Consider the following 25,983-nt stretch of genomic DNA (forward strand, 5'->3'; position numbering starts at 1 on the left):
GGTGAGCTTGTGCACAAAGGTAAAAGGGAGCGCCGGCTTACTTGCGGTGCTGCTGGGTCGCCGCCACGAAGTCCTGGTAGTCGTGGAAGTAGTCGGCCGCGTCGTACAGGGTCGAGGCCAGCACCAGGCAGACGCCGCCGGAAGAGAAGTTCTCCACCTCGCGCCACATCATGCCCGGCACGTACAGGCCGTAGTAGGAGCGGTTCAGCTGGAATTTCTTGCGCTGCTGGCCGTCGTCGACGACGACGTCGAAGCTGCCCGACATGGCGATGAACAGCTGCTGCAGCTCGATGTGGCCGTGGCCGGCGCGGGTGGCGCCGCCCGGCACGTCGTACAGGTAGTACACGCGGCGGATGTCGAACGGCACGTCGATGCCGCCCTCGACCACCGACAGGTTGCCGCGCTGGTCATGGCGCGGCGGCAGGTCGATCAGTCGGCATTGGTCGATCATGGGGCTACTCCTATCTGTTGGGTTGCCAGCATCGCGTGGTAGCGCTGCTGCGAACGGATGAACATGGGAAACACGTTGCTGAAGCGCGCCGCGGCGCCGTCGACGCGCGGCTGCATGGCGGCCAGCTCCTGCGGCGTGACGATGCCAAGGTCGGCGCATTCGACCAGCAGGTCGACGTAGTCGGAGAAGCAGTAGCCGAGATTCGGGTTGCTGGCGGGATTGCTGTTCGATTCCAGCCGCATGTCATGGCGGAAGTAGGACAGCTCCTCGTCGACGTAGAACACCTTGCGCTCGCCGGCCAGGTTGAAGTAGGCGGCCATGTCGGCCAGGCCCAGCGAACAGTCGTGGCGGTGGTAGTGGAACAGGCGGTTGCCGATTTCCCACAGGCGCTGGCGGCGGAACATGATGGTGCTGAACTCGCCGATGAAGTTGCTCATGCTCAGCACCATGCTGCGCATCATGCCGCGTCCCTCCAGGCTGCCGGAGGCCTCGAACGGCCGCCGCGTCTCGGTCGGCTGGTTCTGGATGCTGATCACCTGCGAGGCCGAGAACACCAGCTCGACTTCGGGCTCGTGCTGGATCGCCGCCACCATGCGCTCGATGCAGAACGGATGCAGCACGTCGTCGTCGAACAGCGGCTTGATGAATTCGCCCTTGGCGGCGAACAGCGCCGTCAGCACGTTCTGTTCGCGGATCACGCTGTTGCGCTGGTAGATCACGTGCGGCGCGTATTTCTTGCAGATGTCGTGGATGGCCTCGGTGGGGCAGTTGTCGCTGACCAGGATCTCCAGGTTGGGATAGCTCTGACCCAGCGCCGAGCGCAAGCAGGTTTCAAAATGGCCGGCCTTGTAGGACGGGATGACGATGCTGACTAAGGGAAGACTCATATTGCCGGGCTCCTGACGGTATTAGGCGGCCACCGCGATGACCAGGTACTGCCACGGCAGCGCGTCCTCGACCGCGACCACCGGGTCGATGCCGCTGGCGCCGGCCATCAGGCGGATCGCCGGCAGGTATTTCTCGCGCGCCGGTTCGTCGTTGATGCGGGCGCTGCCGCCGCTGATCTGGAAGCCGGCGCTCTGCAGCATCTCCAGCGTGGCGCCGCGCGTGAACAGGCGCTTGCGCGACAGTTCCAGGCCCTGGGTGCCGTAGCGCAGGTCGCCGGCGTTCAGGCGCGCCTGCAGGCTCCAGTGCTGGAAGTTGCGGATGCTGAGCACCAGCTTGCCGCCGGGGGCGATGTTGGCGCGGATCTTCTGCAGCATGCGCCACGGATCGTCCATCTGCTCCAGGGTTTCATCCAGCACCCAGGTGTCGGCGTGGCGCACGTGGTCCCAGAAATCGGGGCCGGCGTGTTCCAGGTCGGTGTTGAACACGAAGTCGCAGTGCGGGCGCGCCGCCTGCGCGCGCGCCGGGTCGGTCTCGACGCCGGTGTAGTTGCAGATCGGGTTGCGCTGCTTGTAGGCCTTGGCGAAGGCGCCGTCGCCGCAGCCGATCTCGACAATCTTGCGCGCCGCCGGCGGCATGAAGTGCAGCAGGTCGGTGTTGACCGTGGTGGTGGCGCTCGGCAGGTCGTAGTGGTAGCCGCCGGTGCGGATCACCGTGCCCTGCCAGTCGTGCTTCAGATAGTGGCGTTGCGGCTGCTTGGCGAAGTCGCCCTCGACCCAGTCGACGTGGCCCAGCAGGTGGCCGGCGTCGGCCGCGTGCAGCGCCAGCATGGTCGGGATCATCGGCGCGCCGTGCTTGATCGGCAGCGGCCACTGGCGCACCACCTCGATATTGGTCAGCATGCAGGCCGGGTACAGATACGGCACGGCGCCGTCCTGCGGCCGGTCGTTGCCCAGCTGGTCGACGCGCAGCACGCAGCCGACGCCGTACATGCCGGGACGCAGCGCGGCGTGCAGCGATTCCAGGAAGCCGGCCTTCAGCACCTCGACGTCGGAATCGAGGAACAGCACCTCGCCCGACAGGCCCAGGTGGTTGATGGCCCAGGCCATGCCGGGGCCGTGGTGGATATTGTAGCCGAACGGGATGAACTCGACGTTGTCGTAGCCGGCGGCGACGGCGCGGATGGTTTCCGCCACGTCCGGGTTGGAGCCGTCGATGATGTACACGCGGTTGCTGTAGAACTGGCGCAGGGTGCGCAGCAGGCCGTCGATCAGGTCGGGCGTGTTGTAGGACACGATGACGACCGGGATCTGGTCGATGCGCGCCGGCTCGGCCGGCTGCGACGGTTCCTGCGGTCGCACCGCGTGTTCCGGCGCGGCCAGGCGCGGCGCCGCCGGCTTGGCCACCTTCTGCAGCGCGGCCTCCATGTTGCGCACGAAGCGCGGGCTGTCGAACAGCGCGCAGGTCAGGCGGTTGGCGGTCAGCTGGCGCTTCATGGCGGCGATGCGCTGCGGATTGTTGGCCAGCTCGACCGCCTTCTCCTCGTAGTCGGCGAAGTTATAGGTGATCAGCTGCGGCAGGTCGACCGCGCGCAGCAGGCTGCCGGCCATGCGCGACGAGAAGGTCTGGCCGGCGCAGGTCAGCAGCGGCAGGCCGGCCCACAGGGCGTCGCTGGCGGTGGTGCCGGCGTTGAACGGGAAGGTGTCGAGGAACAGGTCGGCCAGCTGGTAGCGCGCCAGGTACTCGGCCGGCACGGCGCGGCCGTTGAAGATGATGCGCTGGCGGTCGATGCCGGCCTGTTCGGCGTAGCGGTACAGGTTCTCGCGCACCTCCGGATAGTCGGCCACCAGCCACAGCACCGACTGCGGCACGCGGCGCAGGATGTTCATCCAGGTGCTGAACAGGTCGGGCGTGAACTTGAAGTTGTTGTTGAACGAGCAGAACACGAAGGCGTCGTCCGGCAGGTTGACCGAGGCCCGGGTCGGCGTCGGCGCGATGGCGCGCTGGCGGTCGTTGATCTGGAAGGTGTCCGGCAGGTACAGCGGCTTTTCGGTGAAGTGCGCGGTCATCTCCGGCGTGATCAGGAATTCGTCGGCGATCACGTAGTCGACGCCGGGCAGGCCGGTGCTGCCGGGGAAGCCGAGGTAGGTCAGCTGCACCGGCGCCGGGCGGTAGGCCAGGATCTGCGGGCGCGCGCCCAGGGTCAGGCCGTGCAGGTCGACCAGGATGTCGATCTCGTGGGCGCGGATGGCGCGCGCGGCCTGCTCGTCGGTCAGCTGGTCGATGCGGATGTAGTGGTCCATGGCCTTGACCACGCGGGCGCGGATCGGCGAGCCGTCCTCGCGGCTCCAGCTGAAGGCGTAGACCTCGAACTTGCTGCGGTCGTGCAGCTCGTACAGCTCGGCGGTCAGGATCGACACTGCGTGCGAGCAGAAGTCGGACGACAGGTAGCCGATGCGCAGGCGCTGGTGGCCGTAGCCGTGCTGGCCGGTGAGCGGCGCCACGGCGGCGTTGATCTTCTCGCTGACGAAGCGCTTGGCGGCGGCCAGCTGCTGGGCCGGATCGGCCGAGGCGCTGAGCATGGCCAGCGCCGAGGTGCCTTCCATCATGGTGGCGACCGAGACGTTTTCCAGGCCGTGGTAGACCGGCCATTCGCACTGCTTCTGGCGCAGGTGGACCCAGTGGGTCATCACATTGGCCTGCTGCGGATCGACGCGCAGGCTGGTGGCCAGCATGGCTTCGGCTTCCGGATAGCGCTTCTGGATTTCCAGCAGGCGGCCGAGGTTGTTCAGGGTCTGCAGGTACAGCGTGCGGTTGCTCTTGACGTCCGGCTCGATCGCATCGGTCAGGATCGAGCGCCACATGGCCAGCGCCTGGTCCGGGCGGCCGGTGCGTTCCAGCAGCGTGCCGAGGTTGAGGCGGGCTTCGACGAAATTCGGATTCTGGGCGATGGCCTTGTGCAGCACGGCCTCGGCGCCGACGTCGTCGCCTGTGTTCGACAGCACCACGGCCAGGTTGAAGCAGGCCGCGTAGCTCAGCGGCGATGGCGTGTGGTCGATCCAGGCGCGGTACAGGCCGATGGCGGCGGGCAACTGGCCGCTTTCCTGCAGCACGGCGGCGGCGCCGAACAGGTCGGCGATGGACAACTGGCCCCTGACGGCCATGGCCATGACGGAACCCAGCGGGCTGTTATCGGTGGAGGCGGGTGCTACTGGTGCTTGAGAGGTCATAACAGAGCATAAAGTTGTATCAATCCGAGCCCTATCATACCTTTTTGCAGCACGCTAAGGGGCAACTTTTGGCTCTGGAGCAAGACCCCAAACCGGGGTCAGTTCTGCCAATCGCACACGAGCTCATGTACCAATGGCAGAACTGACCCCGGATTGGGCGGTTAGCGTTTCGGGACGGCAAACCATTGGCTGCCGTGGTCGTCGAACGGTTGCTTGCCGGTCAGCGCGGCGGCCGCGCCTTGCAGGCCCTGCGCCTGGCGGTAGTGCTGCAGCGCTTCGGCCATCGCCAGCGCTGGCGCCGTCGCGGCCGATGGCTGGGCCGTGGCCGTCAGCGTCAGCTGTTGCGCCGGCGCCGGGGCGCTGGCGTAGCCGGCGATGGCGTTGCTCAGGCTGCTTACTTGCTGTTGCAGCGAGGCAGTGGACGTTGCCTTGTCCGCCAGGAACCAGGCGTCGGCGCTCTGGTGCACGCTGCCGTCGGTGCTGGTGTAGCTCGACGTCAGGCCGATCAGGTTGCCGTTCTGCTCGGTCAGCGTGCTGCGGGCGCCGGTGCCGATGGCGGCGATGCCCAGCTGCGCCAGCGTCTTCAGTTCGTCGGCCTGGCTGATGCCGTCGGCGTTGGCGTCCACCCACACGCGCAGCGCGCCAAAGGCGGCGTCGGCGCTGGTGATCTGGCCGTCGCCGTTGGTGTCGAGCTCGGCCAGCGCGGCGTAGCCGTCCTTGGCCTTGCTGCCGTCGGCCAGGGTGGTGGCGCTGCCGAACAGTTCGCTGCCGTCGTTGATCACGCCGTCGCCGTTGCGGTCCAGGGCCAGCAGGCCGTCGTGGGTGTCGACCCAGCCGGTGCTGACTTTCTGGCCGTCGCCGCGGATGTCGAACTGGACGCCGGCCGCGATGCCTTGCGTGCGCACGCCGTTGCCGTCGAGATCGAGGATCAGCGGCGTGGCGTAGTTGACCGACGACGAGTTCAGCGCCATGCGCTGGGCAATCGACATCGAGGCGATCTGGGTCGCGGTCAGGGCGTCGGCCTGCGACACGCTCAGCGCGCTCAGCACCGTGGTGCCCAGCGCCGGCATCTGCGCCGCCGTCAGCGCCTTGATCTGGTTGTTGCTGAAGGCCTGCAACTGGCTGGTCTTCAGGCCGGCCACCTGGGTGTTGCTCAGGCCGCCGATCTGGTCGGTCGACAGGTAGCCGATCTGGGTGGCCGTCAGCGCGCCCAGCTGGCTGGTGCTCCATGCGCCGAGCTGGTCGGTGCTGAAGCCGTACAGCTGGGTGGCGTCCAGCGTGGCGATCTGGGCGTTCTTGAGCGCCGCCATCTGGGTGGTGGTCAGCGCGCCGGCCTGCTGGCTGGTCAGCGCCACCAGCTGGCTGCTGGTCAGCACGCCGACCTGCGCCGTGGTCAGCGCGCGCAGCTGGTCGGAACCCAGCACGGCGATCTGGTCGATGGTCAGCGCCGGCACCTGGCTCAGCTTGATTGCGGCGACCTGGTCGCTGCCCAGCGCCTGCACTTGCGGCGTGGTCAGCGCGGCCAGCTGCGCCGTACCCAGGTAGCCGATCTGCGTGGTGCGCAGCGCGGCGATCTGGCCGGTGCCGAGGGCGTACAACTGGTCGGCCGTGATGGCGCCCAGCTGGGCGCTGGTCAGCGCCTGGATCTGGTCGGTGTTCAGGCCGGTCAGCTGGCTGACTTGCAGGCTGGCGATCTGCAATGTGCCCAGCGCGGCGATGTCGGCGGTGCTGAGCACGCCGAGCTGGGCGGTCGACAGCGCCGTCACGGCAGCGATGCTGAGCGCGGCGGCCTGCTGGGTGCTGAGCGCCTGCAACTGGTCGCTGCCGAAGACGCCGATCTGGCCGCCGTCGATGGCGGCGATCTGGGCCGTCTTGAGGCCGCGCACCTGGCTGGTGGTCAGCGCCATGGTCTGCTCGCTGGACAGGCCGGTGAACTGCGGCGCGCTGAGCGCGGCCAGGTCCTGGGTGTCGAGCGCGGCGATTTGCGCGGTGCTGAAGGCGGCCAGCTGGGCCGCGCTCAGGATCGGCATCTGCGCGGTGGCGAAGCCGGTGATCTGCTCGCTCGCCAGGGCGGCGATCTGGTCGGTGCTGAGCACGCTGACCTGCAGCGTGGTCAGCGCGGCGATCTGCGCCGTGCGCAGCGCCTGCATCTGCTCGCTGGTCAGCGCCGCCAGGTTGTCCAGGTTCAGGCCGTAGGCCAGCTGGGCGGTGGTGAAGGCGCCGATGTGGCTGCCGTCGAGCGCGGCCAGCTGGGCGGTGGTCAGGCCGTTGGCCAGCTGGCTGGTGCCCAGCGAAGCGAACTGGGCGACGGTCAGCGCGTTCAGCTGCGGCGCGCCCAGCGCCGCCAGTTGCGCGGCGCTCAGCGCGTTCAGCTGGCGGGTGCTGAGGGCGGCGAGGTCGACCGTCTCCAGCGCGGCCAGCTGATCGCTGGTGAGCGCCGCCACCTGCTGGGTGGTCAGGGTGGCGGCCTGGTCGCTGGTCAGCGCCACGATCTGGTCGGTGCCCAGAGCGGCGATCTGCTGCGTGCCCAGGCTGGCCGTCTGCGCGGTGCGCAGCCCGCCGAGCTGGTCGGTGGTGAGGGCGGCGATGGCGTCGGTGCCGAGGCCGTAGGCCAGCTGGACGGTGGTGAGCGCGTCGAGGTGGGCGCTGTCGAGCGCCGCCAGCTGGGCGGTGGTGAGGCCGGCCAGCAGCTGGGCCGTGCCCAGCGCGGCCAGCTCGGCCATGGTCAGGCTGTTCAGCTGGTCGGTGCCCAGCGCGCCGACCTGGGCGCCGGTGAGGGCGGCGATCTGGCGCGTGCTGAACACGGCCAGGTCGGCGGTTTCCAGCGCGGCGATCTGGTCGGTGGTCAGGGCCGCCACCTGGCGGGTGGCCAGCGCCTGCACCTGCGCGGTGGTCAGGGCGACGATCTGGTCGGTGCCGAGGCCGGCGCTGAGCTGGTCGGTGGTCAGGGTGGCGATCTGCGCGGTCGACAGCGAGGCCAGCTGGTCGGTGCCCAGCGCGTGCAGCTGGTCGGTGTTCAGCAGGTTGAACTGGGCGGTGGTCAGCGCCGCCAGGTCGACCGTTTCCAGCGCGGCGATCTGGCTGGTCAGCAGGGCGCTCAGCTGGGCGCTGCCGAGGGCGCGCACCTGCTGGGTGCTGAGGGCAACGATCTGGTCGCTGCCCAGCGCGCCGATCTGGTCGGACTGCAGGCTGCGGATGGCGGCGGTGTTGATCACGCTGAACTGGTCGGTGCCCAGGGCGGCCAGCTGGGCGGTGCTGAGCACCAGCGCCTGGGTGGCCGTCAGCGCGCCCACCTGGGCCAGGCTGAGTTGCGCGAACTGGGCGCTGGTCAGCGCCGTGATCATGGTCGTGGTGAGGCCGGTGAAGGCCGCGCTCGACAGGGCGTTGAGCTGGTCGCTGGTCAGCGCGGCAAACTGCGCCGTGGTGAGCGCGGTCAGCTGGTTGCTGCGCAGCGCGACGAAATCATCGGTGCTCAGCGCGCTGACCTGGTCGGTGCGCAGGGCGCCGATCTGGGTCGCGCTCAGTGTGACGATCTGGGCGCTGCTGAGCGCCGCAATCTGTTCGGTCTGCAAGGCGCCGATCTGGTCGGTGCCGAGGCTGGCCAGCTGCGTGCTGGTCAGCGCGCCCACCAGGCCGAGCGTCAGCGCGGCGATGTTGCGGGTGGTGATGGCGGCGATCTGCGCCGAGGTCAGCGCGATGAAGTCGGCGCTTTCCAGCGCGTCCAGCTGTTCGCTCGACAACGCGGCGATCTGCGCGGTCGCCAGGCCCATGGCCTGGGCGCTGGTCAGGGCCGCCATCTGGGCGGCCGTGATGGCGCCGAACTGGGCGGCGTTGAGCGCGCCGATCTGGCTGCTCGACAGCGTGGCGAAGTTGTCGGTGCTGATGGCGGCGATCTGGCTGCTGGTCAGGGCGTTCAGGGCGCGCGTGCTCAGGTGGTCGACCTGTTGCGAGGTCAGCAGGCCGATCTGGTCGCTGGTCAGGGCTTGCGCCTGGGACGAGCTCAGCGCTTCGATCTGGTCGCTGGTCAGGTGCTGCAGCTGGTCTTCGGTCAGCGTCACCAGCTGGCCGGTGCCCAGCGTGGCGACCTGCGCGGTGGTCAGCGCCTGCAGCGCGTCGGTGCCGAGCGCCTGCAGCTGGTCGCTGCCGAGTGCGGCCAACTGGCGGCTGGCCAGGGCCTGCACCTGCTGCGTGGTCAGGGCGGCGATGCGGTCCAGCGTCAGCGCCTGGATCTGGGCGCTGCCGAGGGCCAGGATCTGGGCGCTGTTCAGGGCGGCCAGGTCTTCGTACTCGATGGCGCCCAGCTGGGCGGTGGTCAGCAGGGCGATCTGCGCCGTGCCCAGCAGGCCGAATTGCTGCGTGGTCAGCTGGATGATCTGGTCGCTGCCCAGGGCTTGCAGCTGTGTGCTGCTGAGCGCGCCAAGCTGCGCGGAGCCGAAGCTTTGCAGCTGGAAGTCCTGCAGCGCGTTCAGCTGGCTGGTGTTCAGCGCGGCGATCTGGACGGTGCGCAGCGCCACCAGGTCGGCCGTGGTCAGCGCCTGCAGCTGGTCCGAGGTCAGCGCCTGCAGCTGGTCGCTGCCGAGCGCCTGCGCCTGGGCGCTGGTCAGCGCGGCGATGCGGTCGGCCGTCAGCGCGCGGATCTGGCCGGTGCCGAGCACGGCGATCTGCGCCGAGCGCAGCGTGGCCAGGTCGACCAGTTCGATCGCGCCCAGCTGGTCGCTGCTCAAGGCCGCCACCTGGCGCGTGCCAAGCACTGCGAATTGTGCCGTGGTCAGGGCGATGATCTGGTCCGAGGTCATGGCTTGCAGCTGGTCGGTGCTCAGCGCGTTCATCTGGATCACGGTCAGCGCCTGCACCTGGTCGGCGCCCAGCGCCTGCAGCTGGGCGTTGCTGAGGATGCTGATCTGCACCGTGCGCAAGGCGGCGACGTCATCGCTGCTGAGCGCCTGCACCTGGGCGATGCTGAAGGCCGCGGTCTGCTGGGTCGACAGGCTGCTGACCTGCAACGCGGTCAGCGCATGGATCTGGTCGGTGCTCAGCAGGGCCACCTGGCTGGTGCCCAGCGCGGCGATCTGCGCGGTTTTCATGGCGGCCAGGTCGACCAGTTCCAGCGCCTGCAACTGGTCGGTGGTCAGCGCGGCCACGCCGGCGGTGCTGACGGCGCCGATCTGGCGGGTGCTCAGGGCGACGATCTGGTCGGTGGTGAGGGCGGCGATCTGGGCCGCGCTCAGGCCGGCGATCTGGGCCGTGGTGAGGGCCTGGATCTGGTCGGTGCCGAGGTTGTTCAGCGAACCGAGCGCGGCCAACTGGGCCACGCTCAGCGCGGCGAAGTCGGCGGTGCTCAGCGCACCCACCTGGTCCGAACTCAGCGCCGACAACTGGGCGGTCGACAGCGCCGCCACCTGGGTGCTGCCCAGGGCGACGATCTGGGCGGTGCTCAGCTGCGTTACCTGCTCGGTGCTCAGCGCGGCCAGCTGGGCGGTCCGCAGGGCCGCCATGTCGTCCGAGTTGAGCGCGGCCAGCTGGCCGTTGCCGAGGCTGGCGATCTGCGCCGTGGCCAGGCCGTTCACCTGTTTGGTGGTCAGCGCGGCGATCTGTTCGGTCAGCAGCGCCTGGAATTTGGCCGTGCTCAGCGAGGCCAGCTGGGCCGCGCTCATGGCTTGCAGCTGGTCGGTGGCGATGGCGTCCAGCTGGTCGCTGCCCAGCGCCTGCAGCTGCGCGGTCTTCAGCGCGGCCAGGTCCTGGGTTTGCAGCGCGCGGATCTGGTCGGTGCTCAGCGCGCCCACTTGCAGCGTGTTCAGGTTGGCCACTTGCAGCGTGCTCAGCGCGGCGATCTGGGCGTTGCTCAACAGTGCGATCTGGCTGGTCTGCAGGGCGTTGATCTGCGCGGTCTTCATCGCCGCCAGGTCTTCGGTTTCCAGCGCGGCCAGCTGGCCGGCGCTGAGCGCCTGCACTTGCGCGGTGCCCAGGTTGGCGGCCTGCAAGGTGGTGAGGGCGATGATCTGCTCGCTGCCGAGCGCCTGGAACTGGCTGGTCGAGAGCGCGCCCAGCTGCGCCGTGGTCAGCGCGCGGAACTGGTCGCTCAACAGCGCGCCCAGCAGGCTGGCGCCCAGCGACGCCACTTGCGCGGTTTTCAGCGCGGCGATGTCGGCGCTGGAGAAGGTCTGCAGCTGGGCGGCGCTGAACGCCGCCAGTTGCGCGCTGCTCAGGCTGGCGGCCTGGAGCGTGGTCAGGGCTTCGGCCTGGGCGTTGCTCAGGCTGGCGATCTGGGCCGTGCCGAGGGCGGCGATCTGCTGCGTCTTCAGCGCCGCAAGGTCGCGGCTTTCCAGCGCGTTCAGGAAGTCGCTGCCGAGGCTGGCGACCTGCTGCGTGCTGAGGTTGCTGACCTGCAGCGTCGACAAGGCGGCGATCTGCGCCGCGTCGAGCGCGGCCAGCTGGTTGCTGCGCAGCGCGGCGATCTGCTGGGTCTTGAGCTGGCCCAGCAGGGTGGCGCCCAGCGCGGCCAACTGGTCGCTGGCGAGCAGCGGAATCTGCGCGGTGCCCAGGCTCAGCACCTGTGCGCTGCCGAGCGCGGCGATCTGGCCCAGCGCCAGGTGTTGCAGCTGGCTGCTGGTCAGGGCTTGCAGCTGGGCGGTGGTCAGCGCCTGCACTTGCGCGCTGCTGAGCGCGTTGAGGCTGTCGCTGCCCAGGCTGGCGATCTGTGCCGTGCGCAGGGCCGCCAGGTCGCGGGTTTCGATGGCCAGGATCTGGTCGCTGCCCAGGGCCTCCAGCTGGCGGGTGCTCAGGCTGCTGAACTGCAGCGTGCTGAGGGCAACGATCTGGTCGCTGCCGAGCAGGGCGAACTGTTCGGTGGAAAGGGCGGCCAGCTGCTGGGTTTTCAGCGCGGCCAGGTCGGCGGTCTGCAGGGCTTGCAGCTGCTCGCTGGTCAGCGCCGCCACCTGGGCGGTGCCGAGGTTGCTTGCCTGCAGCGTGCTGAGGGCGGCGATCTTGTCGGCGCCCAGCGCCTGCACCTGCGCCGTGTTGAGCGCGGCCAGCAGGCGCGTGCTGAGGGCGCTGATATGGGCCAGGTCGAGCGCGGCCACGGTAGCGCTGGCCAGCGAGCCGAGCTGGACAGTGGTGAGGGCGTTCAGGTCCTGCGTTTCCAGCGCGTTCAGCTGCTCGGTCGACAGCCCGGCCAGTTGCGCGGTGGCCAGCTGGCTTACCTGCAGCGTGGTCAAGGCGGCAATCTGGGCGGTGGAGATGGCGGCCAGTTGTTCGCTGTTGAGCGCGTTGAGCTGGCTGCTCTTCAGCGCGGCCCAGTCGGCGTTGGTCAGCATGCCGAACTGGCTGGCCAGCAGGAAGCCGATCTGGGTGGTGCTGAAGGCGCCCACTTGCAGCGTGGTCAGGGCGCCGATCTGGGCGCTGTTGAGCACCTGGATCTGGGCCGAGGTCAGCTGGGCGATCTGGTCGACCTTCAGCGCCGCCACCTGCGCCGGCGTCAGCGTGGCGATGCTCTTGGTGCCCAGGCCCAGCAGCTGGCTGGTGCGCAGCGCGGCGAAGTCCTGGGTTTCCATCACCAGCAGCTGGTCGGTGGTGAGGGCGTTGAGCTGCACGCCGGTCAGCGCGTTGGCCTGGGCGGTGGTCAGCGCGATGATCTGGTCGGTGGTCAGGGCGCTGACCTGGCCGGCGCTGAGGGCGACGATCTGCTGGGTTTTCAGCACGGCGAAGTCGCGCGTTTCCAGCGCGGCGATCTGCTCGGTGGAGAGGGCGCCGATGTCGCGCGTGCCCAGCGTGCTGGCCTGCAGCGTGCTCAGGGCAACGATCTGGTCGGTGGTCAGCGCGGCCAGCTGCGTATTGCTCAGGGCGTTCAGCAGGCTGGTGGTCAGCATGGCGAATTGCGCGGTCGGCAGTGCGGCCAGGGCGTCGGTGGCCAGCGCCGGCACCTGGCTGGTTTTCAGCGCAGCCAGGCTGGCGCTCGACAGCGCGGCCAGCTGGGCGGCGCTGAGGGTGGCGATTTGCAGCGTGCTCAGGTTGGCGATCTGCAGCGTGCTCAGTGCGGCGAACTGTTCCGTGCCCAGCTGGCTGATCTGGGTGGTGGTCAGCGCGGCGACCTGTTGCGTGCGCAGGGCAGCCAGGTCGCGCGTTTCCAGCGCGGCCAGCTGGTCGCTGGACAGGGCGGCGATCTGGCGCGTGGCCAGCTGCGCGCTTTGCGCGGTGGTCAGTGCGGCGATCTGGTCGGTGGTCAGCGCGCCCAGCTGGGCCGTGGTGAGGTTGCTCAGCACGGTGCTGGTCAGCGAGGCAAACTGGCTGGTGGTCAGGGCCGCCAGCGCGTTGTTGCTGAGGGCCACGGCTTGCTGCGAGCTCAACGCTGCGAGGTCGCGGGTTTCCAGCACGGCGATCTGGTCGGTCTGCAGCGCCGCCACTTGCGCGGTGCCGAGGGCCGCCACCTGTTGCGAGCCGAGGCCGATCAGTTGCGCGCTGTTCAGCAGGACGAGCTGGGCGGTGCGCAGCGCGGCGATCTGCTGGGTCTTGAAGGCGGCCAGGTCCTGGGTTTGCAGCGCGCCGAGCTGGTCGGCGGTCAGCGCGGCGATCTGGCGGGTGGCCAGCGCGCTGCTTTGCGCGGTGGTCAGCGCCGTGATCTGGTCGGTCGACAGGGCGACGAACTGGCTGGTGCTCAGGCTGCTGAGCACGGCCGTGCTCAGCGCGCCGATCTGGATGGCGCTGAAGGCGCTGATGTTGTCGCTGGCCAGCGCGGCGGCCTGCTGCGACTGCAGCCCGGCCAGCGCGGCCGATTGCAGCGCCAGCACCTGGGTGCTGTTCAGGGCGGCGATCTGGCGCGTGGTCAGGGCCGCCACCTGTTGCGAACTCAGGCTGCCGAACTGTTCGGTGCCCAGCGCGCTCAGCTGGGTGGTGGTGAGGGCGGCGATCTGCGCGCTTTTCAGCACGGCCAGGTCGCGGGTTTCCAATGCCAGCAGCTGGGCGGCGCTGAGCGCGGCGATCTGCTGGGTGGTCAGCGTTGCGGCCTGGGCCGTGGTCAGGCTGACGATCTGGGCGTTGTCGAGGGCGGCCAGCTGGCGGGTGCTGAATGCGGCCAGCTGGGCGGTGCCCAGCGCGGCGATCTGGTCGGTGCCGAAGGCGGCGATGGCGTCGGTGCTCAAGCCGCCGAGCTGGCTGGTTTTCAGCGCGGCCAGGTCGGCCGTTTCCAGCGCCGCCAGCTGGTCGGCGGACAGCGCCGCCAGTTGCTGCGAGCTCAGCGCGCCGGCCTGCGCGGTGCGCAGCGCCACGATCTGGCTGGTGGTCAGCGCACTCAGCTGGGCGGTGGCGAAGGCGTTGATTTGCGCGGTGCTCATGGCGGCCAGGTCGGCGGTCTCGATCGCGGCCAGCTGGGCGTTGCTCAGGGCCTGCACCTGCAGGGTCGTCAGCGCGGCGACCTGGGCGGTTTTCAGCGCGGCGATCTGCTCGGTCGACAGGGCGCGCACTTGCGCGGTCGGCAGCGAGGCGATTTGTGCCGGACTCAGCAAGATAATCTGGTTGGTGCCCAGCACGGCGGTGGTGGCGGTGCCGAGGGCAGCCAGCTGCTGGCTTTTCAGCGCGGCGAAGTCCTGGCTTTCCATCGCGCCCAGCTGGTCGCTGGACATCAGGCTCAGTTGCAGCGAGGTCAGCGCCTGCACCTGGGCGGTGGTCAGGGCGACGATCTGGTTGCTGTCGAGGGCGGTGAACTGCTTGGTGGTCAGCGCGGCGATCTGCTGCGTTTTCAGCGCGGCCAGGCCGCTGGTGCCGAGGGCGGCCAGCTGCTCGGTGCCGAGGCGGCCGATCTGGGTGGTCGACAGGGCGCTGGCCTGGAGCGTGCTCAGCGCGGCCAACTGGCTGTCGCTCAGCGCGCCCAGCTGGCTGGCGTCCAGCGCGTTCAATTGCAGCGAGGTCAAGGCGCCGATGTCGTTGGTGGCGAAGCTGGCGATCTGGCTGCTGCTGAGGGCGATGATCTGCTGGGTTTTCAGGGAGCTCACCTGGGCCGTGGTGAGGGCCAGGATCTGGTTGCTGCCGAGGGCGCGCAACTGGTCCGCGCTCAGCGTCGCCAGCTGCGCGGTCTTGATCGCGGCCAGGTCTTCGGTGTCGAGCGCGGCGATTTTGGCCGGGGTCAGCGCGGCAAGCTGAGCAGAGGTCAGCACGCTGAACTGGCTGGAGGTCAGGCCGGCGCTGAGCTGCTCGGTGCTCAGGCTGGCGAACTGCGCCGTGGTCAGGGCCGCCACCTGCCTGGTCGACAAGCCTGCACTCAGCTGCAGCGTGTTCATGGCCTGCAGCGCCGACGTGGTCAAGGCGCGCACCTGGGCGGTGCCGATCCAGCTGAGCTGGTCGGTACTGAGCACAGTCATCTGCAAGGTGCTGAGCGCCGCGGCGTCCGCAGCCGTCAGCGCGGCGATTTGCGCCGATTGCAGTGCCTTGATTTGGTCGGTCGTAAGTTCAGAAATGTTGAATGCCATGTTTATATTCTCCCTGCCGGAAATATATATTACCGTCAAACGCGCTCAAGACGAAGTCAAAGCCTGAAATAGCCGCCAATTCTTCGCCTGAAAACAATGACTTAGCGCTCACGTTGTCATCGCCCGGTCATAAATAGCCGGGTGCAAAATAAGTAATCAGGAAACAATGTAAGATGCGGTTTCGCGTTACTCCCTTATTTCCCGGCCATGCTGCAAACTCCCGCCACATTTCAGCCCGTGATACGTCCGCAGGACCATGACGAACCACTAACATTTGTCTTCCATCGCGGAGAGTTGCTATTGCGCAACAGTATTCTGGGTTTGCCGGCGGCGGCCGACCTGGCGGCGCTGCACCTGGCGCCGGAACGCCTCCACGCGCTGGGGCTGTGGGAAGGCCGCTATTACCAGGCCACCTGGCTGGACCAGGCGACCTTGCCGGGGCCGGAATTCGGTTACCACGGCCTGCGCGCGCTGTTCGGCGTGGTCGACGACGGCTTCCTCGGCGTGGCCGGGCGCGCGGCGCAACTGGTCGAGTGGGCGCGCACCCATCGCTACTGCGGCGTCTGCGCGACGGCCATGCAGCTGCTCGACGGCGAGCGCTGTTTCAAGTGCCCGCATTGCGGTCACAGCGCCTACCCGCGCATCTCGCCGGCCATGATGGTGCTGATCCGCAAGGGCGACCAGGTGCTGCTGGCCATGCACACCAATTCGCCGTACAAGCGCTACACGGCGCTGGCCGGTTTCCTGGAGGCCGGCGAGTCGGTCGAGGAAGCCATCCACCGCGAAGTGTTCGAGGAGGTCGGCCTGAAGGTGCATAACCTCAAATACTTCGGCAGCCAGCCGTGGCCGTTCCCGCACTCGCTGATGATCGCCTACACGGCCGAGTATCTGGACGGCGAGATCTGCGTCGACCAGAGCGAAATCGCCGATGCGCGCTGGTTCGGGCCGGACGATGAATGGCCGGATCTGCCGGTCAAGGTGTCGATCGCGGCGCGCCTGATCGACGCCCACCGGCCGGGCTGAGGCCCGGTGCGGTCCCGGCATTTTCTATATACTGTCGGGCAATTTCAAAAAAAGGTGTTTCATCATGTCTCAAGAATTTACGGAAAACGACTGGCGCCGCCTGATTGCCAGCATCGGCGAAGACCCGGACCGTCCAGGTCTGCTGGAAACGCCGGCCCGCGTTGCCAAGGCGTGGAAGCACTGGACCTCCGGCTACGAGCAGAATCCGGTCGAGCTGCTGAAGGCGTTTGAAGACGGCGCCGAGCAGTACAACGAATTCATCATCGTGCGCAACATCCCGGTGTACAGCCATTGCGAGCACCACCTGGCGCCGTTCTTCGGCAAGGCCACCATCGGCTACATCCCGAACGGCAAGATCGTCGGCCTGTCCAAGCTGACCCGCCTGGTCGACTGCTTCGCCAAGCGCCTGCAGGTGCAGGAACGCATGACCATGCAGATCGCCAACGCGCTGATGGAAGTGCTGGAGCCGAAAGCGGTGGGCGTGATCGTCAAGTGCCGCCACCTGTGCATGGAAAGCCGCGGCATCCGCACGCCGGGCGAAGAAACGGTGACCTCCGCCATGCTGGGCGAATTGCAGCCCAACCTGGCGATGCGCACCGAGTTCCTGGCGCTGGCCAAGGACTGAGCGCGATGGCGGCAATAGAGTGGCTGAATGGCGGACTCGATGCCGCCTTTGCGCTGGCCCGCGCGCAGCAGCGTCCGCTGTTCCTGTACTGGGGCGCCGTGTGGTGTCCGCCGTGCAACCGGGTCAAATCCGAGATTTTCGGGCGCGATGAATTCATCCAGCGCGCCGCGGGCGTACTGAGCTATCACCTCGACGGCGACAGCGCCGGCGCCCAGGCGCTGGCCGCGCACTACCGGCTGCGCAGCTATCCGACGCTGGTGCTGTTCGCGCCGGACGGCAGCGAAATCACGCGCCTGCCGTGCGAGCTGGATGGCGAACTGTTCGTCGCGGCCTTCGACGCCGCGCTGGCGGTGCATGCGGCCGGCTCCTCGGCTGCGGCGGCGCTGGACGCCGCCCTGTCCGGTTCGCGCGCATTGAGCGCCGACGAATGGTCGCTGCTGAGCCACTACTCCTGGGACACCGACGAAGGCAAGCTGCTGGGCACGCGCGCGCTGGCGCCGACCCTGTCGGCCCTGGCCGCCGCCAGCACCAATCCCGACGCCGCCGTGCGGCTGCGCCTGCACGCTGAACTGGCCGCCGGCAGCGCCGACGCCGCCGGCCTGCTGGCGGTGCTGGCCGACGCGCGGCTGGCGCGCTCCAACATGGACATCTTCAGCAACAGCGGCATCAACCTGATCAAGATCGCCAGCCGGCGCGAGGAACTGGTGGCGGCGATGGGCAGCGTGGCCGCGCAGTGGGCCGACGACTTCTGGCTGAGTGCGCCGGACCGCCTGATGGCGGTGCGCCTGCAGATGCGCCTGGCGCGCCTGCTGTCGCCGACGCAGGGCTTGCAGGAGCAGGTGCGCGAGCGTGTCGAAGAAGCGCTGGCCGAATCCACCGATCCGTATGAGCGCCACACGCTGGTCAACACGGCAGTCAGCGCGCTGAACGACGCCGGCCTGCCGGTGCAGGCGGAGCAGGTGCTGCTGGCTGAATTGCCGCGTTCGCATTCACCGTACTACTTCATGCTGAGCCTGGCGACCAGCGCCAAGCGCCGCAGCGATGTGGCGGGCGTGCTGGACTGGTATGGCAAGGCGTGGCAAGCGTCAGTGGGACTGGCGACGCGGCTGCAGTGGGGTGTGACGTATCTGGTCAGCGTGATCGATCTGGCGCCGCACGACACAGCGCGCATCGAGCAGGCGGCGCAAGGCCTGCTGGCCGACGTCAGGGCCGCCGGCGCCGACGCCCACCAGCAGCGCAACCTGGGCCAGCTGCAAAAGCTCGCGCCCAAGCTGGCCAGCATCCCGCCCGGCCCGCACACCAGCGCCCTCGCCGCCGCCATCTAAAACCGGGGTCAGTTCTGCCAATCGCACACGAGCTCTGCCGTAGCGGCTGCTACGGCAGAGCTCGTGTGCGATTGGCAGAACTGACCCCGGATTAGCGGCGCTGGAATTCGGCGCCGTCTTTCCACTTCGGCGCGTCCTTGGCTTGCGCGGCCTGGTAGCCGGCCTGGAACAGCAGGGCGATGTCGTCCGCCGCGCCGCTGGTGTTCCAGTTCGGCTGCACGACGTCGTTGACGGTGTGGTACTGGTGGGCCGTGTAGTTCAACAGCTTGCTGGCGCTGCTGCGCAGGTAAATCGTCGGCACGCCGGCGCGCGCGAATTCCAGCTGGTCGCCGCGATAATAGCTGCCGTAACTGATGTTGCTGTCCGGCTTGACCACGCGTCCCTGCTTGGCCGCCACCGCCGCCACCAGTTCATCCGCCGTCGACTTGCCCATGCCGCTCAGCTCGACATCGCGCGTGCGGCCCCACATGTTGAGGCCGTCGATATTGATGTTGAGGACCGTCTTGCCCAGCGGGTACAGCGGATGCCGCACGTAGTAATGCGCGCCCAGCAGCCCGCGCTCCTGCGCCGTGGTCGCCACGAACAGGATGGTGCGCTTGGGCGCCGCCGGCAGCGCCTTGTAGGCACGGGCGATCTGCAGCAGCGCCGCCACGCCGCTGGCGTTGTCCACCGCGCCGTGGAATATCTGCTGCGTGCGCGGACCAGGCAGCGATTCGTCGATGCCGAAATGGTCCCAGTGCGCGGTGTAGACCACGACCTCGTTCTTCAACTGCGGATCGGTGCCGGCAATGCGCGCCACCACGTTGTGCGACAGCACCTCGCGCGTCGCGTTCAGCGTCGCCAGGTTGACCTTGATCCCCAGCGGCAGCGGCTTGAAGCCGCGCGACAGCGCCTCCTGCTTGAGCGCCTTGAAATCCAGGCCGGCCGCCTTGAACAGCTCGCACGCGCGCTCCTGCTGCAGCCAGCCGGCCATGGCCGGCAGATCGGCCTCCGGCGTCCTGCCCTTGAGCGCGAAGTTTTCCCGGCCCCAGCTGTTGACCACCACTTCATACGGATAGCCGGCCGCCTTGTTCTCGTGCACGATCAGCGCCGCCGCCGCGCCCATCTTCGCCGCCATCTCGAATTTGTAGTTCCAGCGCCCGTACCAGGTGACGGCGTTGCCGCCGAACACCGCCGGATCGAGCAGCTTGGGATGCTTGGGATCGGGCACCGGCGGGTCGTTGATCAGCATCACCAGCGTCTTGCCCTTCAGGTCCGCGCCCTTGTAGTCGTCCCACTTGAACTCCGGCGCCTGCACGCCGTAGCCGACGAACACCAGTTCGGAATCGGCCACCTCCAGCTGCTTGTCGGCGCGCGCGGTCCAGGCGATGTAGTCGTCGCCGAAGCGCAGCTGCGTCGGCTTGCCATCCTTGCCGGCGTAGTTCAGCGTCGGATGGCTGGAGATGCCGACCAGCGGCACCGCCTGCACGTAGGTGCCGTCCGGATTGCCCGGCTCCAGCCCCAGCTTTTTGAACTGCTGCTGCAAATACTCGATGGTCATCGCTTCACCCTGGGTGCCGGGCGCGCGGCCTTCGAACTCGTCCGAAGCCAGCGTGGTGATCTGTTCCAGCAGCGCCGCGCCGTCGATTTTGGGCAACGCCGCAGCATGGGCGGTGCCCGCGCTGAGTGCCAGAAGCGTTGTCGACAGGAGCAATTTCATATGGGTGAAGGATTGTTAATAATAAGCCACCATTTTGACACATTTTGTTGCTTAAGGACACATTTCTATTGCGAAGGATCGATCGGATAAGCTGATCATTTTCTGCGGATAATCGCGCTTTTTTATCCGAATTTTTAATACTAAGATGACTCCATCGAACTTCCCTACCAGGAGCATCACCATGAACACCAAAGCCATCCTCGCCTCCCTCGTCCTGCTGGCCGCCGCCGGCAGCAGCTTCGCCGCCGACACCAGCGAAGCCAGCTTCGACCAGACCTTCCGCGACAGCGGCAAAAGCACCGTCACCCGCGCCCAGGTGAAAGCCGAAACCATCGCCGCCCGCAAGGCCGGCCTGCTGGACACCAACGAAGCGTATCAGGACATCGCCTACATGGCGCCACGTGCGAAGAGCGCTGACGTGAAAGCGCAACTGGCCGCCAAGCCTGCGCAAGGCAACACTGCCCACTAAGCAACACCGCTTCGGCACGACGGGCGCAGCACTGCATGCTGCGCCCGTTTTCGTATTTGCGGATAAACCACAGGCATGAAATTTGTTTCACGCTGCAAGGAACTTTGAGGGTATTCTGGTTTCCATAAGACAATAGGAGACCGTCCATGCATAAATTGTCCTTCCAGCAGAAATTGTGGGTGCCGCTGATTTGCAGTCTGTTGTGCATCACGGCGATCTTCCTGTTCGAAACCATCCAGACCCGCAGCGTGCGCATCGAAGAGCGCAGCAACGACTTGCGCAATGTCGACGACATGGCGCTCAACCTCGTCAAGCAGTTCGGCGACAAGGCCGCGGCCGGTACGCTGAGCAAGGAAGACGCGCAGAAGCAGGCGATGGAAGTCATCAAGAACCTGCGCTACGCCAAGGACGGCTACTTCACCATCAGCAGCGGCACCATGTCGCTGATGCATCCGATCAAACCCGAGAACAACAACAAGGACCTGGCCGACCTCAAGGATCCGAAGGGCACCTACGTCTACCGCGCCATCGCCGCAGCCGGCGGCCAGCCGGAAGGCGGCGGCTTCGTCAACTATTACTGGTCGCGTCCGGGCGCAACCGAGCCGGTGCCGAAAATGAGCCGCGTGGTGCACTATGCGCCGTGGAACTGGGACATCACCACCGGCGTCTACATCGATGATATCGACGCCGCCTTCCAGGCCTCGCTGTTCAAGTCCGCCGGCTGGCTGGCGGCGGTGTGCGTGCTGCTGTGGGTGATCGTCAGCATGGTCAACAAGAGCTTGCGCCACACCATCGGCGGCGCGCCGGAATATGTCGGTGAAATCACGCAGAAGATCGCCGACGGCGACCTCAGCATCGAGATCAGGACGCATGCGTCGGACCAGGCCAGCATCCTGCATTCGGTGAAGGTGATGCAGCAGCGGCTGGCCGAGACCATCGGTGAAATCCGCCGCAGCGCCGACACCATCGCCACCGCGTCCGGCGAGATCGCCTCCGGCAATATGGACCTGTCGGCGCGCACCGAATCGCAGGCCAGCTCGCTGGAAGAGACCGCTGCCTCGATGGAGGAACTGACCTCGACCGTGACGCAGAACGCCGACAACGCGGTACATGCCAACAAGCTGGTGCAGACGGCCTCCGAAGTGGCGGCACGCGGCGGCAAGGTGGTGTCGCAGGTGGTGCAGACGATGGACACCATCAATGCCTCGGCGACGCGGATTGTGGACATCATCAGCGTGATCGACGGCATCGCCTTCCAGACCAACATCCTGGCCTTGAACGCGGCGGTGGAAGCGGCGCGCGCCGGCGAACAGGGACGCGGCTTCGCGGTGGTGGCGTCGGAAGTGCGCAACCTGGCGCAGCGTTCGGCGGCGGCGGCCAAGGAAATCAAGGAACTGATCAACGCATCGGTGGACAGCATCGGCGCCGGCAGCGCGCTGGTGGCGGAGGCGGGCACGACGATGAACCAGGTGGTGGACAGCGTATCGCGCGTGACGCAGATCATGTCGGCGATCACCGACGCATCGAGCGAGCAGAGCACGGGAATCGGCCACGTCAACACGGCGATCACGGAGATGGATTCGGTGACGCAGCAGAACGCCGCGCTGGTGGAGCAGGCCGCCGCAGCGGCCGGCAGCATGCAGGAGCAGGCGGCGATGCTTGCCACGCTGGTCGCGCGCTTCAAGCTGAGCGGCGAACCGCAGCAGCAGGCGGTCGCCATCGCGCCGGCGCCGCGCGCCGCACCGCGCCCGGTCAAACGCCAGATGGCGCTGGTGCGCTAAAAAAAACCGGGGTCAGTTCTGCCAATCAGACACGAGCCCTGCCGTAGCGGCTGCTACGGCAGGGCTCGTGTCTGATTGGCAGAACTGACCCCGGATTATTTGGTATCGGCAGGAACGGTTTCGATGACGGCGGCTTCGTAGACGAACTTGCCGCCGTCGTCGCGGAACACGCCCATCAGTTCGCCGCCGTCGCCTTTGACGTCGGGATACAGCGTGCAGGTTTGCGTTTCGACCTGCCACATCTCGTTGCCGGCGCGCAGCGTCCAGACGTTGTCGCCGCCGGACAGCAATTCGATTTCCACTTCATCGGCCGGCATCTCGGTCAGGTCGATGCGGCGCATGCAGTCCGGCAGGCGCTGCATGATCAACTCCACCCGGCTCTCCTTGCTCCAGAAATGCTTCTGCGCCCGATGGATGGTCAGCGCATGGTTGCCGACCGGACCGTCCGCATAATACGAGGCGCTGTCGTCGACGCACGCGGCCAACAGCAAAGGCATCAGGACGATCAGGATTTTGCGCATGGAGTTCCCATAGGGTAGCTATCTGTTTTGTAACATTATAGCTGCCCTGCGGGAATCTTCACTGCATCAGAAACGGTAGCCGATACCGACGCCGACCAGCACCGGATCGACTTTCACGCGGCTGGCCTTGGCGCCGCCGATGAACACGTCGCTGCGCAGCTGCACTTTCTTCACGTCGAAGTTGATCGACCAGTTCTTGTCGATCGCCACATCGGCGCCCGCTTGCAGCGCCAGGCCGAAGCTGTCGTGTTCCAGGCTGGCGCCGCCGTTCAGCAGGTTCACGCCGGAGAAGGTGGTGTAGTTCACGCCCGCGCCCACGTATGGACGGAAAGTGGCGTCCGGCGCGAAGTGGTACTGCACCGTCAGCGTTGGCGGCAGGTGCTTGATGGTGCCGATCTTGGCGCCGTCCAGCGACACGTCATGCTTTTGCGGATAGGTCAGGATCAGTTCGGTCGCGATGTTCTTGGTGAAGAAATAGGAGACGTCGAATTCCGGAATGGTTTTGCTGCTGACGGTCAGGCGATCGGAGGCGCCGGTGCCGCCCACCGGGTCGGACTTGTCGGCGGGATCGATATGCACAGCACGCACACGCACCAGCCATGGGCTTTCTTCGGCCATGGCGTTACCGGTGATCAGGGTCAAGGCTGCCAGTACTGCTGCTGTTACGGTCTTACTCATTTTACTTCCCTCTTTGTCGTCGTTTAGTAACGTAGGAAAGTCTATTGATGCACCGCACTAAAAACATTGATCCAAGTCAAAATTTTCCGAGAGTGAAATAGTGGTAGTATGACCAGCGCTCGATTTTGGCAACCTACAAACAGGAGATCTGGATGGCTAAGCTCAACATCAACGGCGAGGTAAGAGAGTACGAGGCGGAGGAGGACACGCCGCTGCTGTGGGTGATCCGCGAACAGCTGGAACTCACCGGCACCAAGTACGGCTGCGGCATGGCGCAATGCGGCGCCTGCACCGTGCATATCGACGGACAACCAATCCGCAGCTGCGTCTATCCGGCGTCCGCCGTCACCGCCACGCAGAAGATCACCACCATCGAGGGCCTGTCCAGGGACGGCTCGCATCCCATTCAAAAAGCATGGGCGGCGCTGGATGTGCCGCAGTGCGGCTTCTGCCAGTCCGGCATGATCATGGCTGCCGCCGCGCTGATACGCGACAAGCCCAAATGCACCGACGCCGACATCGACGCGGCGATGACCAATATCTGTCGATGTGGCACCTACAACCGCGTGCGCAAGGCGATCCATGTCGCGGTGCGCGGCGGCGATCCGGCCAGCGCCGGCCTGGCGATTCAACGCATCGAAGGGAGCAAGGCATGAACGCGCCGCTCTCCCGCCGCAGTTTCCTGAAGATGAGCGGTGGCCTGGTCGTCGCTTTCCATATTCCGTTCGAGGCCATGGCTGCGGAGCAGAAGCCGATCGCCAAGGGCGCGGCCGAGTCCACGCCGGAAGTCAATGCCTGGGTAGTCGTCAAGCCCGATGACAGCATCGTGATCCGCATCGCCCGTTCCGAGATGGGGCAGGGCACGCTGACCGGCCTGGCGCAACTGGTGGCGGAAGAACTGGACGCCGACTGGAGCAAGGTCACCACCGAATATCCATCGCCGGGACAGAACCTGGCGCGCAAGCGCGTGTGGGGCAGTTTCTCCACCGGCGGCAGCCGTGGCGTGCGCGAGTCGCACGACTATGTGCGCAAGGGCGGCGCCATTGCGCGCACCATGCTGGTCCAGGCCGCGGCCGATGCGTGGAAGGTGCCGGCGTCCGAATGCGTGGCCGCCGCCAGCGTGATCACGCATACGCCGTCCGGCCGCACCGTCAGCTACGGCAAGGTGGCTGATGCCGCCGCCAAGCTGACCGCGCCGGCCGAGGTGGCGCTGAAAGATCCGAAGGACTGGAAGCTGGCCGGCAAGCGCCTGGCGCGACTCGACACGGTCGACAAGACCACCGGCGCGCAGATCTACGGCATGGACATCAGGATGCCCGGCATGCTGAACGCGGCCATCAAGGATTGCCCGGTGTTCGGCGGTACGGTGAAGAGCTTCGACGCTTCCACCATCGAAAAGCGCCCCGGCGTGAAGAAGGTGTTCAAGCTGGGCGACAGCGCCGTGGTGGTGGTGGCCGATACCTGGTGGCGCGCCAAGTCCGCACTCGACGCGCTGAACATCGAATGGGACAAAGGCCCGAACGCCAAGCTGTCCAGCAAGGACATCGCCGCCACGCTGAAGGCCGCGCTGGATGCACCGGAAGCGGTGGTGGGCAACTCGAACGGCGACGCCAAGGCGGCCATCGCCAGCGCCCCGCGCAAGATCGAAGCGGTGTACTCGTTCCCGTGGCTGAATCACGCCACCATGGAAACCATGAACGCCACCGCGATCTGGACGCCGGAGCGCTGTGAAGTGTGGACGCCGACGCAGAACGGCGAAGCCGCGCTGGCCGCGACGGCGGAAGCAGCCGGTCTGCCGGCCGCCAAGTGCGACGTCTACAAGATGCACCTGGGCGGCGGCTTTGGCCGTCGCGGCGCCACGCATGACTGGGTGACGCAGACGGTGAAGATCGCCAAGGAATTCCCCGGCACGCCGATCAAGTTGATCTGGACGCGCGAGGAAGACATGCTGCACGGCCGCTACCATCCGATCACGCAGTGCAAGCTGACGGCTGGCCTGGACGCCAAGGGCAATGTGACGGCGCTGCACATGCGCATCGCCGGCCAGTCGATCCTGGCGTCGCTCGGCTCCACGCTCAAGGATGGCAAGGACCCGGTGGTGTTCCAGGGCCTGAACGCGCCGGGGCCGGAGGCGTCGATCGGCTACAGCTTCCCGAACCTGCTGGTGGACCATGCGATGCGCAATCCGCCGGTGCCGGCGGGCTTCTGGCGCGGCGTGAACCTGAACCAGAATACGATTTACCTCGAATGCTTCATGGACGAACTGGCGCATGCGACCAAGCAGGATCCGCTGGCCTTCCGCCGCAAGATGATGGCCGATCATCCCAAGCACCTGGCCGTGCTGAACGCGGTGGCCGAGAAGATCGGCTGGAACAAGCCGGCGCCGAAGGGCGTGTATCGCGGTCTGGCGCAGACCATGGGCTTCGGCAGCTACGTGGCCGCGTGCGCCGAGGTGTCGGTGGATCGCAAGACCGGCAAGGTGAAGATCCACCGCATCGTCGCCGCCACCGATCCGGGCTACGCTGTGAATCCGCAGCAGATCGAGGCGCAGGTGGAAGGTTCCTTCGTCTACGGCCTGTCCGCATCGCTGTACGGCGAGTGCACGCTGAAGGATGGCCAGATGGAACAGCAGAACTTCGACACCTACCAGGTGATGAAGCTGGACGAGATGCCGAAGGTGGAATCGATCATCATGCCGTCCGGCGGCTTCTGGGGCGGCGTGGGCGAGCCGACGATTGCGGTGGCCGCACCGGCGGTGCTGAACGCGATCTTCGCCGCCACCGGCAAGCGCGTGCGCGATCTGCCGCTGAAGAACCACAACCTGGTGAAGAAGGCCTAG

Annotated in this window: 14 protein-coding genes; 7 read left to right on the top strand and 7 right to left on the bottom strand. The window is 67.0% G+C overall.

Annotated features, from left to right (window positions below; genetic code table 11):
• Positions 1 to 37: 37 nt before the first annotated feature.
• The 4 genes from GJ698_RS10580 to GJ698_RS10595 form a co-directional block, all read right to left on the bottom strand.
• On the bottom strand, positions 38 to 451 hold the full coding sequence (locus GJ698_RS10580) for a sugar 3,4-ketoisomerase (RefSeq protein ID WP_154357572.1): 414 nt from the start codon (positions 449 to 451) through the stop codon (positions 38 to 40).
• Positions 448 to 1,338, bottom strand: coding sequence for a glycosyltransferase family 2 protein (locus GJ698_RS10585; RefSeq protein WP_154357573.1), 891 nt, complete (start codon positions 1,336 to 1,338; stop codon positions 448 to 450). The genes GJ698_RS10580 and GJ698_RS10585 overlap by 4 nt, the downstream gene beginning before the upstream one ends.
• Before the next feature lie 21 nt (positions 1,339 to 1,359).
• Positions 1,360 to 4,566, bottom strand: a complete 3,207-nt coding sequence (locus GJ698_RS10590) for an O-linked N-acetylglucosamine transferase family protein (RefSeq protein WP_154357574.1) — start codon at positions 4,564 to 4,566, stop codon at positions 1,360 to 1,362.
• Positions 4,567 to 4,727: 161 nt separating this feature from the next.
• Positions 4,728 to 15,023 carry an SPM autocatalytic domain-containing protein gene (locus GJ698_RS10595; RefSeq protein WP_154357575.1) on the bottom strand — a complete coding sequence of 3,432 codons (10,296 nt, stop codon included), beginning with the start codon at positions 15,021 to 15,023 and terminating at the stop codon, positions 4,728 to 4,730.
• A gap of 207 nt (positions 15,024 to 15,230) precedes the next feature.
• Between GJ698_RS10595 and nudC the strand changes: the two genes are divergently transcribed.
• The 3 genes from nudC (at position 15,231) to GJ698_RS10610 (ending at position 17,996) form a co-directional block, all read left to right on the top strand.
• Positions 15,231 to 16,046, top strand: a complete 816-nt coding sequence (gene nudC, locus GJ698_RS10600; RefSeq protein ID WP_154357576.1) for an NAD(+) diphosphatase — start codon at positions 15,231 to 15,233, stop codon at positions 16,044 to 16,046.
• A gap of 64 nt (positions 16,047 to 16,110) precedes the next feature.
• Positions 16,111 to 16,671, top strand: coding sequence for a GTP cyclohydrolase I FolE (folE, locus tag GJ698_RS10605; RefSeq protein ID WP_154357577.1), 561 nt, complete (start codon positions 16,111 to 16,113; stop codon positions 16,669 to 16,671).
• Positions 16,672 to 16,676: 5 nt separating this feature from the next.
• Entirely contained in the window at positions 16,677 to 17,996 is a 1,320-nt protein-coding gene (locus GJ698_RS10610) for a thioredoxin family protein (RefSeq protein WP_154357578.1), read from the top strand.
• A 91-nt stretch (positions 17,997 to 18,087) separates the two neighbouring features.
• On the opposite strand, the gene GJ698_RS10615 is transcribed toward GJ698_RS10610, so the two are convergent.
• Positions 18,088 to 19,695: a M28 family peptidase gene (locus GJ698_RS10615; protein ID WP_154357579.1), complete on the bottom strand. Its 1,608-nt coding sequence runs from the start codon at positions 19,693 to 19,695 to the stop codon at positions 18,088 to 18,090.
• A 181-nt stretch (positions 19,696 to 19,876) separates the two neighbouring features.
• Here GJ698_RS10615 and GJ698_RS10620 point away from each other — a divergent pair, with 181 nt between their 5' ends.
• Both GJ698_RS10620 and GJ698_RS10625 read left to right on the top strand, forming a co-directional pair.
• Entirely contained in the window at positions 19,877 to 20,164 is a 288-nt protein-coding gene (locus GJ698_RS10620; RefSeq protein ID WP_166454844.1) for a DUF4148 domain-containing protein, read from the top strand.
• Positions 20,165 to 20,310: 146 nt separating this feature from the next.
• Positions 20,311 to 21,945, top strand: a complete 1,635-nt coding sequence (locus GJ698_RS10625; protein WP_154357581.1) for a methyl-accepting chemotaxis protein — start codon at positions 20,311 to 20,313, stop codon at positions 21,943 to 21,945.
• 95 nt (positions 21,946 to 22,040) lie between these two features.
• On the opposite strand, the gene GJ698_RS10630 is transcribed toward GJ698_RS10625, so the two are convergent.
• Positions 22,041 to 22,466 (bottom strand): YdgH/BhsA/McbA family protein, encoded by a 426-nt coding sequence (locus GJ698_RS10630; RefSeq protein ID WP_154357582.1) that lies wholly within the window; start codon positions 22,464 to 22,466, stop codon positions 22,041 to 22,043.
• 66 nt (positions 22,467 to 22,532) lie between these two features.
• A complete protein-coding gene (locus GJ698_RS10635) occupies positions 22,533 to 23,144 on the bottom strand; it encodes an OmpW/AlkL family protein (RefSeq protein ID WP_154357583.1) in 612 nt (203 codons plus the stop codon).
• Positions 23,145 to 23,296: 152 nt separating this feature from the next.
• On the opposite strand from GJ698_RS10635, the gene GJ698_RS10640 reads away from it, so the two are divergent.
• Both GJ698_RS10640 and GJ698_RS10645 read left to right on the top strand, forming a co-directional pair.
• Entirely contained in the window at positions 23,297 to 23,800 is a 504-nt protein-coding gene (locus GJ698_RS10640; RefSeq protein ID WP_154357584.1) for a (2Fe-2S)-binding protein, read from the top strand.
• Entirely contained in the window at positions 23,797 to 25,983 is a 2,187-nt protein-coding gene (locus tag GJ698_RS10645; RefSeq protein WP_154357585.1) for a xanthine dehydrogenase family protein molybdopterin-binding subunit, read from the top strand. Before GJ698_RS10640 ends, GJ698_RS10645 begins: the two co-directional genes overlap by 4 nt.

This window comes from Duganella aquatilis (assembly GCF_009674565.1).
Lineage (GTDB): Bacteria > Pseudomonadota > Gammaproteobacteria > Burkholderiales > Burkholderiaceae_D > Rugamonas > Rugamonas aquatilis.

Excerpts from the sequence above, each read along its gene's own strand:
- GJ698_RS10645 (WP_154357585.1), top strand. The coding sequence starts at position 23,797 with ATGAACGCGCCGCTCTCCCGCCGCAGTTTCCTGAAGATGAGCGGTGGC.
- nudC (WP_154357576.1), top strand. The coding sequence starts at position 15,231 with ATGCTGCAAACTCCCGCCACATTTCAGCCCGTGATACGTCCGCAGGAC.
- GJ698_RS10585 (WP_154357573.1), bottom strand. The coding sequence starts at position 1,338 with ATGAGTCTTCCCTTAGTCAGCATCGTCATCCCGTCCTACAAGGCCGGC.
- GJ698_RS10610 (WP_154357578.1), top strand. The coding sequence starts at position 16,677 with ATGGCGGCAATAGAGTGGCTGAATGGCGGACTCGATGCCGCCTTTGCG.
- GJ698_RS10580 (WP_154357572.1), bottom strand. The coding sequence starts at position 451 with ATGATCGACCAATGCCGACTGATCGACCTGCCGCCGCGCCATGACCAG.
- GJ698_RS10620 (WP_166454844.1), top strand. The coding sequence starts at position 19,877 with ATGAACACCAAAGCCATCCTCGCCTCCCTCGTCCTGCTGGCCGCCGCC.
- GJ698_RS10635 (WP_154357583.1), bottom strand. The coding sequence starts at position 23,144 with ATGAGTAAGACCGTAACAGCAGCAGTACTGGCAGCCTTGACCCTGATC.
- GJ698_RS10630 (WP_154357582.1), bottom strand. The coding sequence starts at position 22,466 with ATGCGCAAAATCCTGATCGTCCTGATGCCTTTGCTGTTGGCCGCGTGC.
- GJ698_RS10625 (WP_154357581.1), top strand. The coding sequence starts at position 20,311 with ATGCATAAATTGTCCTTCCAGCAGAAATTGTGGGTGCCGCTGATTTGC.
- GJ698_RS10590 (WP_154357574.1), bottom strand. The coding sequence starts at position 4,566 with ATGACCTCTCAAGCACCAGTAGCACCCGCCTCCACCGATAACAGCCCG.
- folE (WP_154357577.1), top strand. The coding sequence starts at position 16,111 with ATGTCTCAAGAATTTACGGAAAACGACTGGCGCCGCCTGATTGCCAGC.
- GJ698_RS10595 (WP_154357575.1), bottom strand. The coding sequence starts at position 15,023 with ATGGCATTCAACATTTCTGAACTTACGACCGACCAAATCAAGGCACTG.
- GJ698_RS10615 (WP_154357579.1), bottom strand. The coding sequence starts at position 19,695 with ATGAAATTGCTCCTGTCGACAACGCTTCTGGCACTCAGCGCGGGCACC.
- GJ698_RS10640 (WP_154357584.1), top strand. The coding sequence starts at position 23,297 with ATGGCTAAGCTCAACATCAACGGCGAGGTAAGAGAGTACGAGGCGGAG.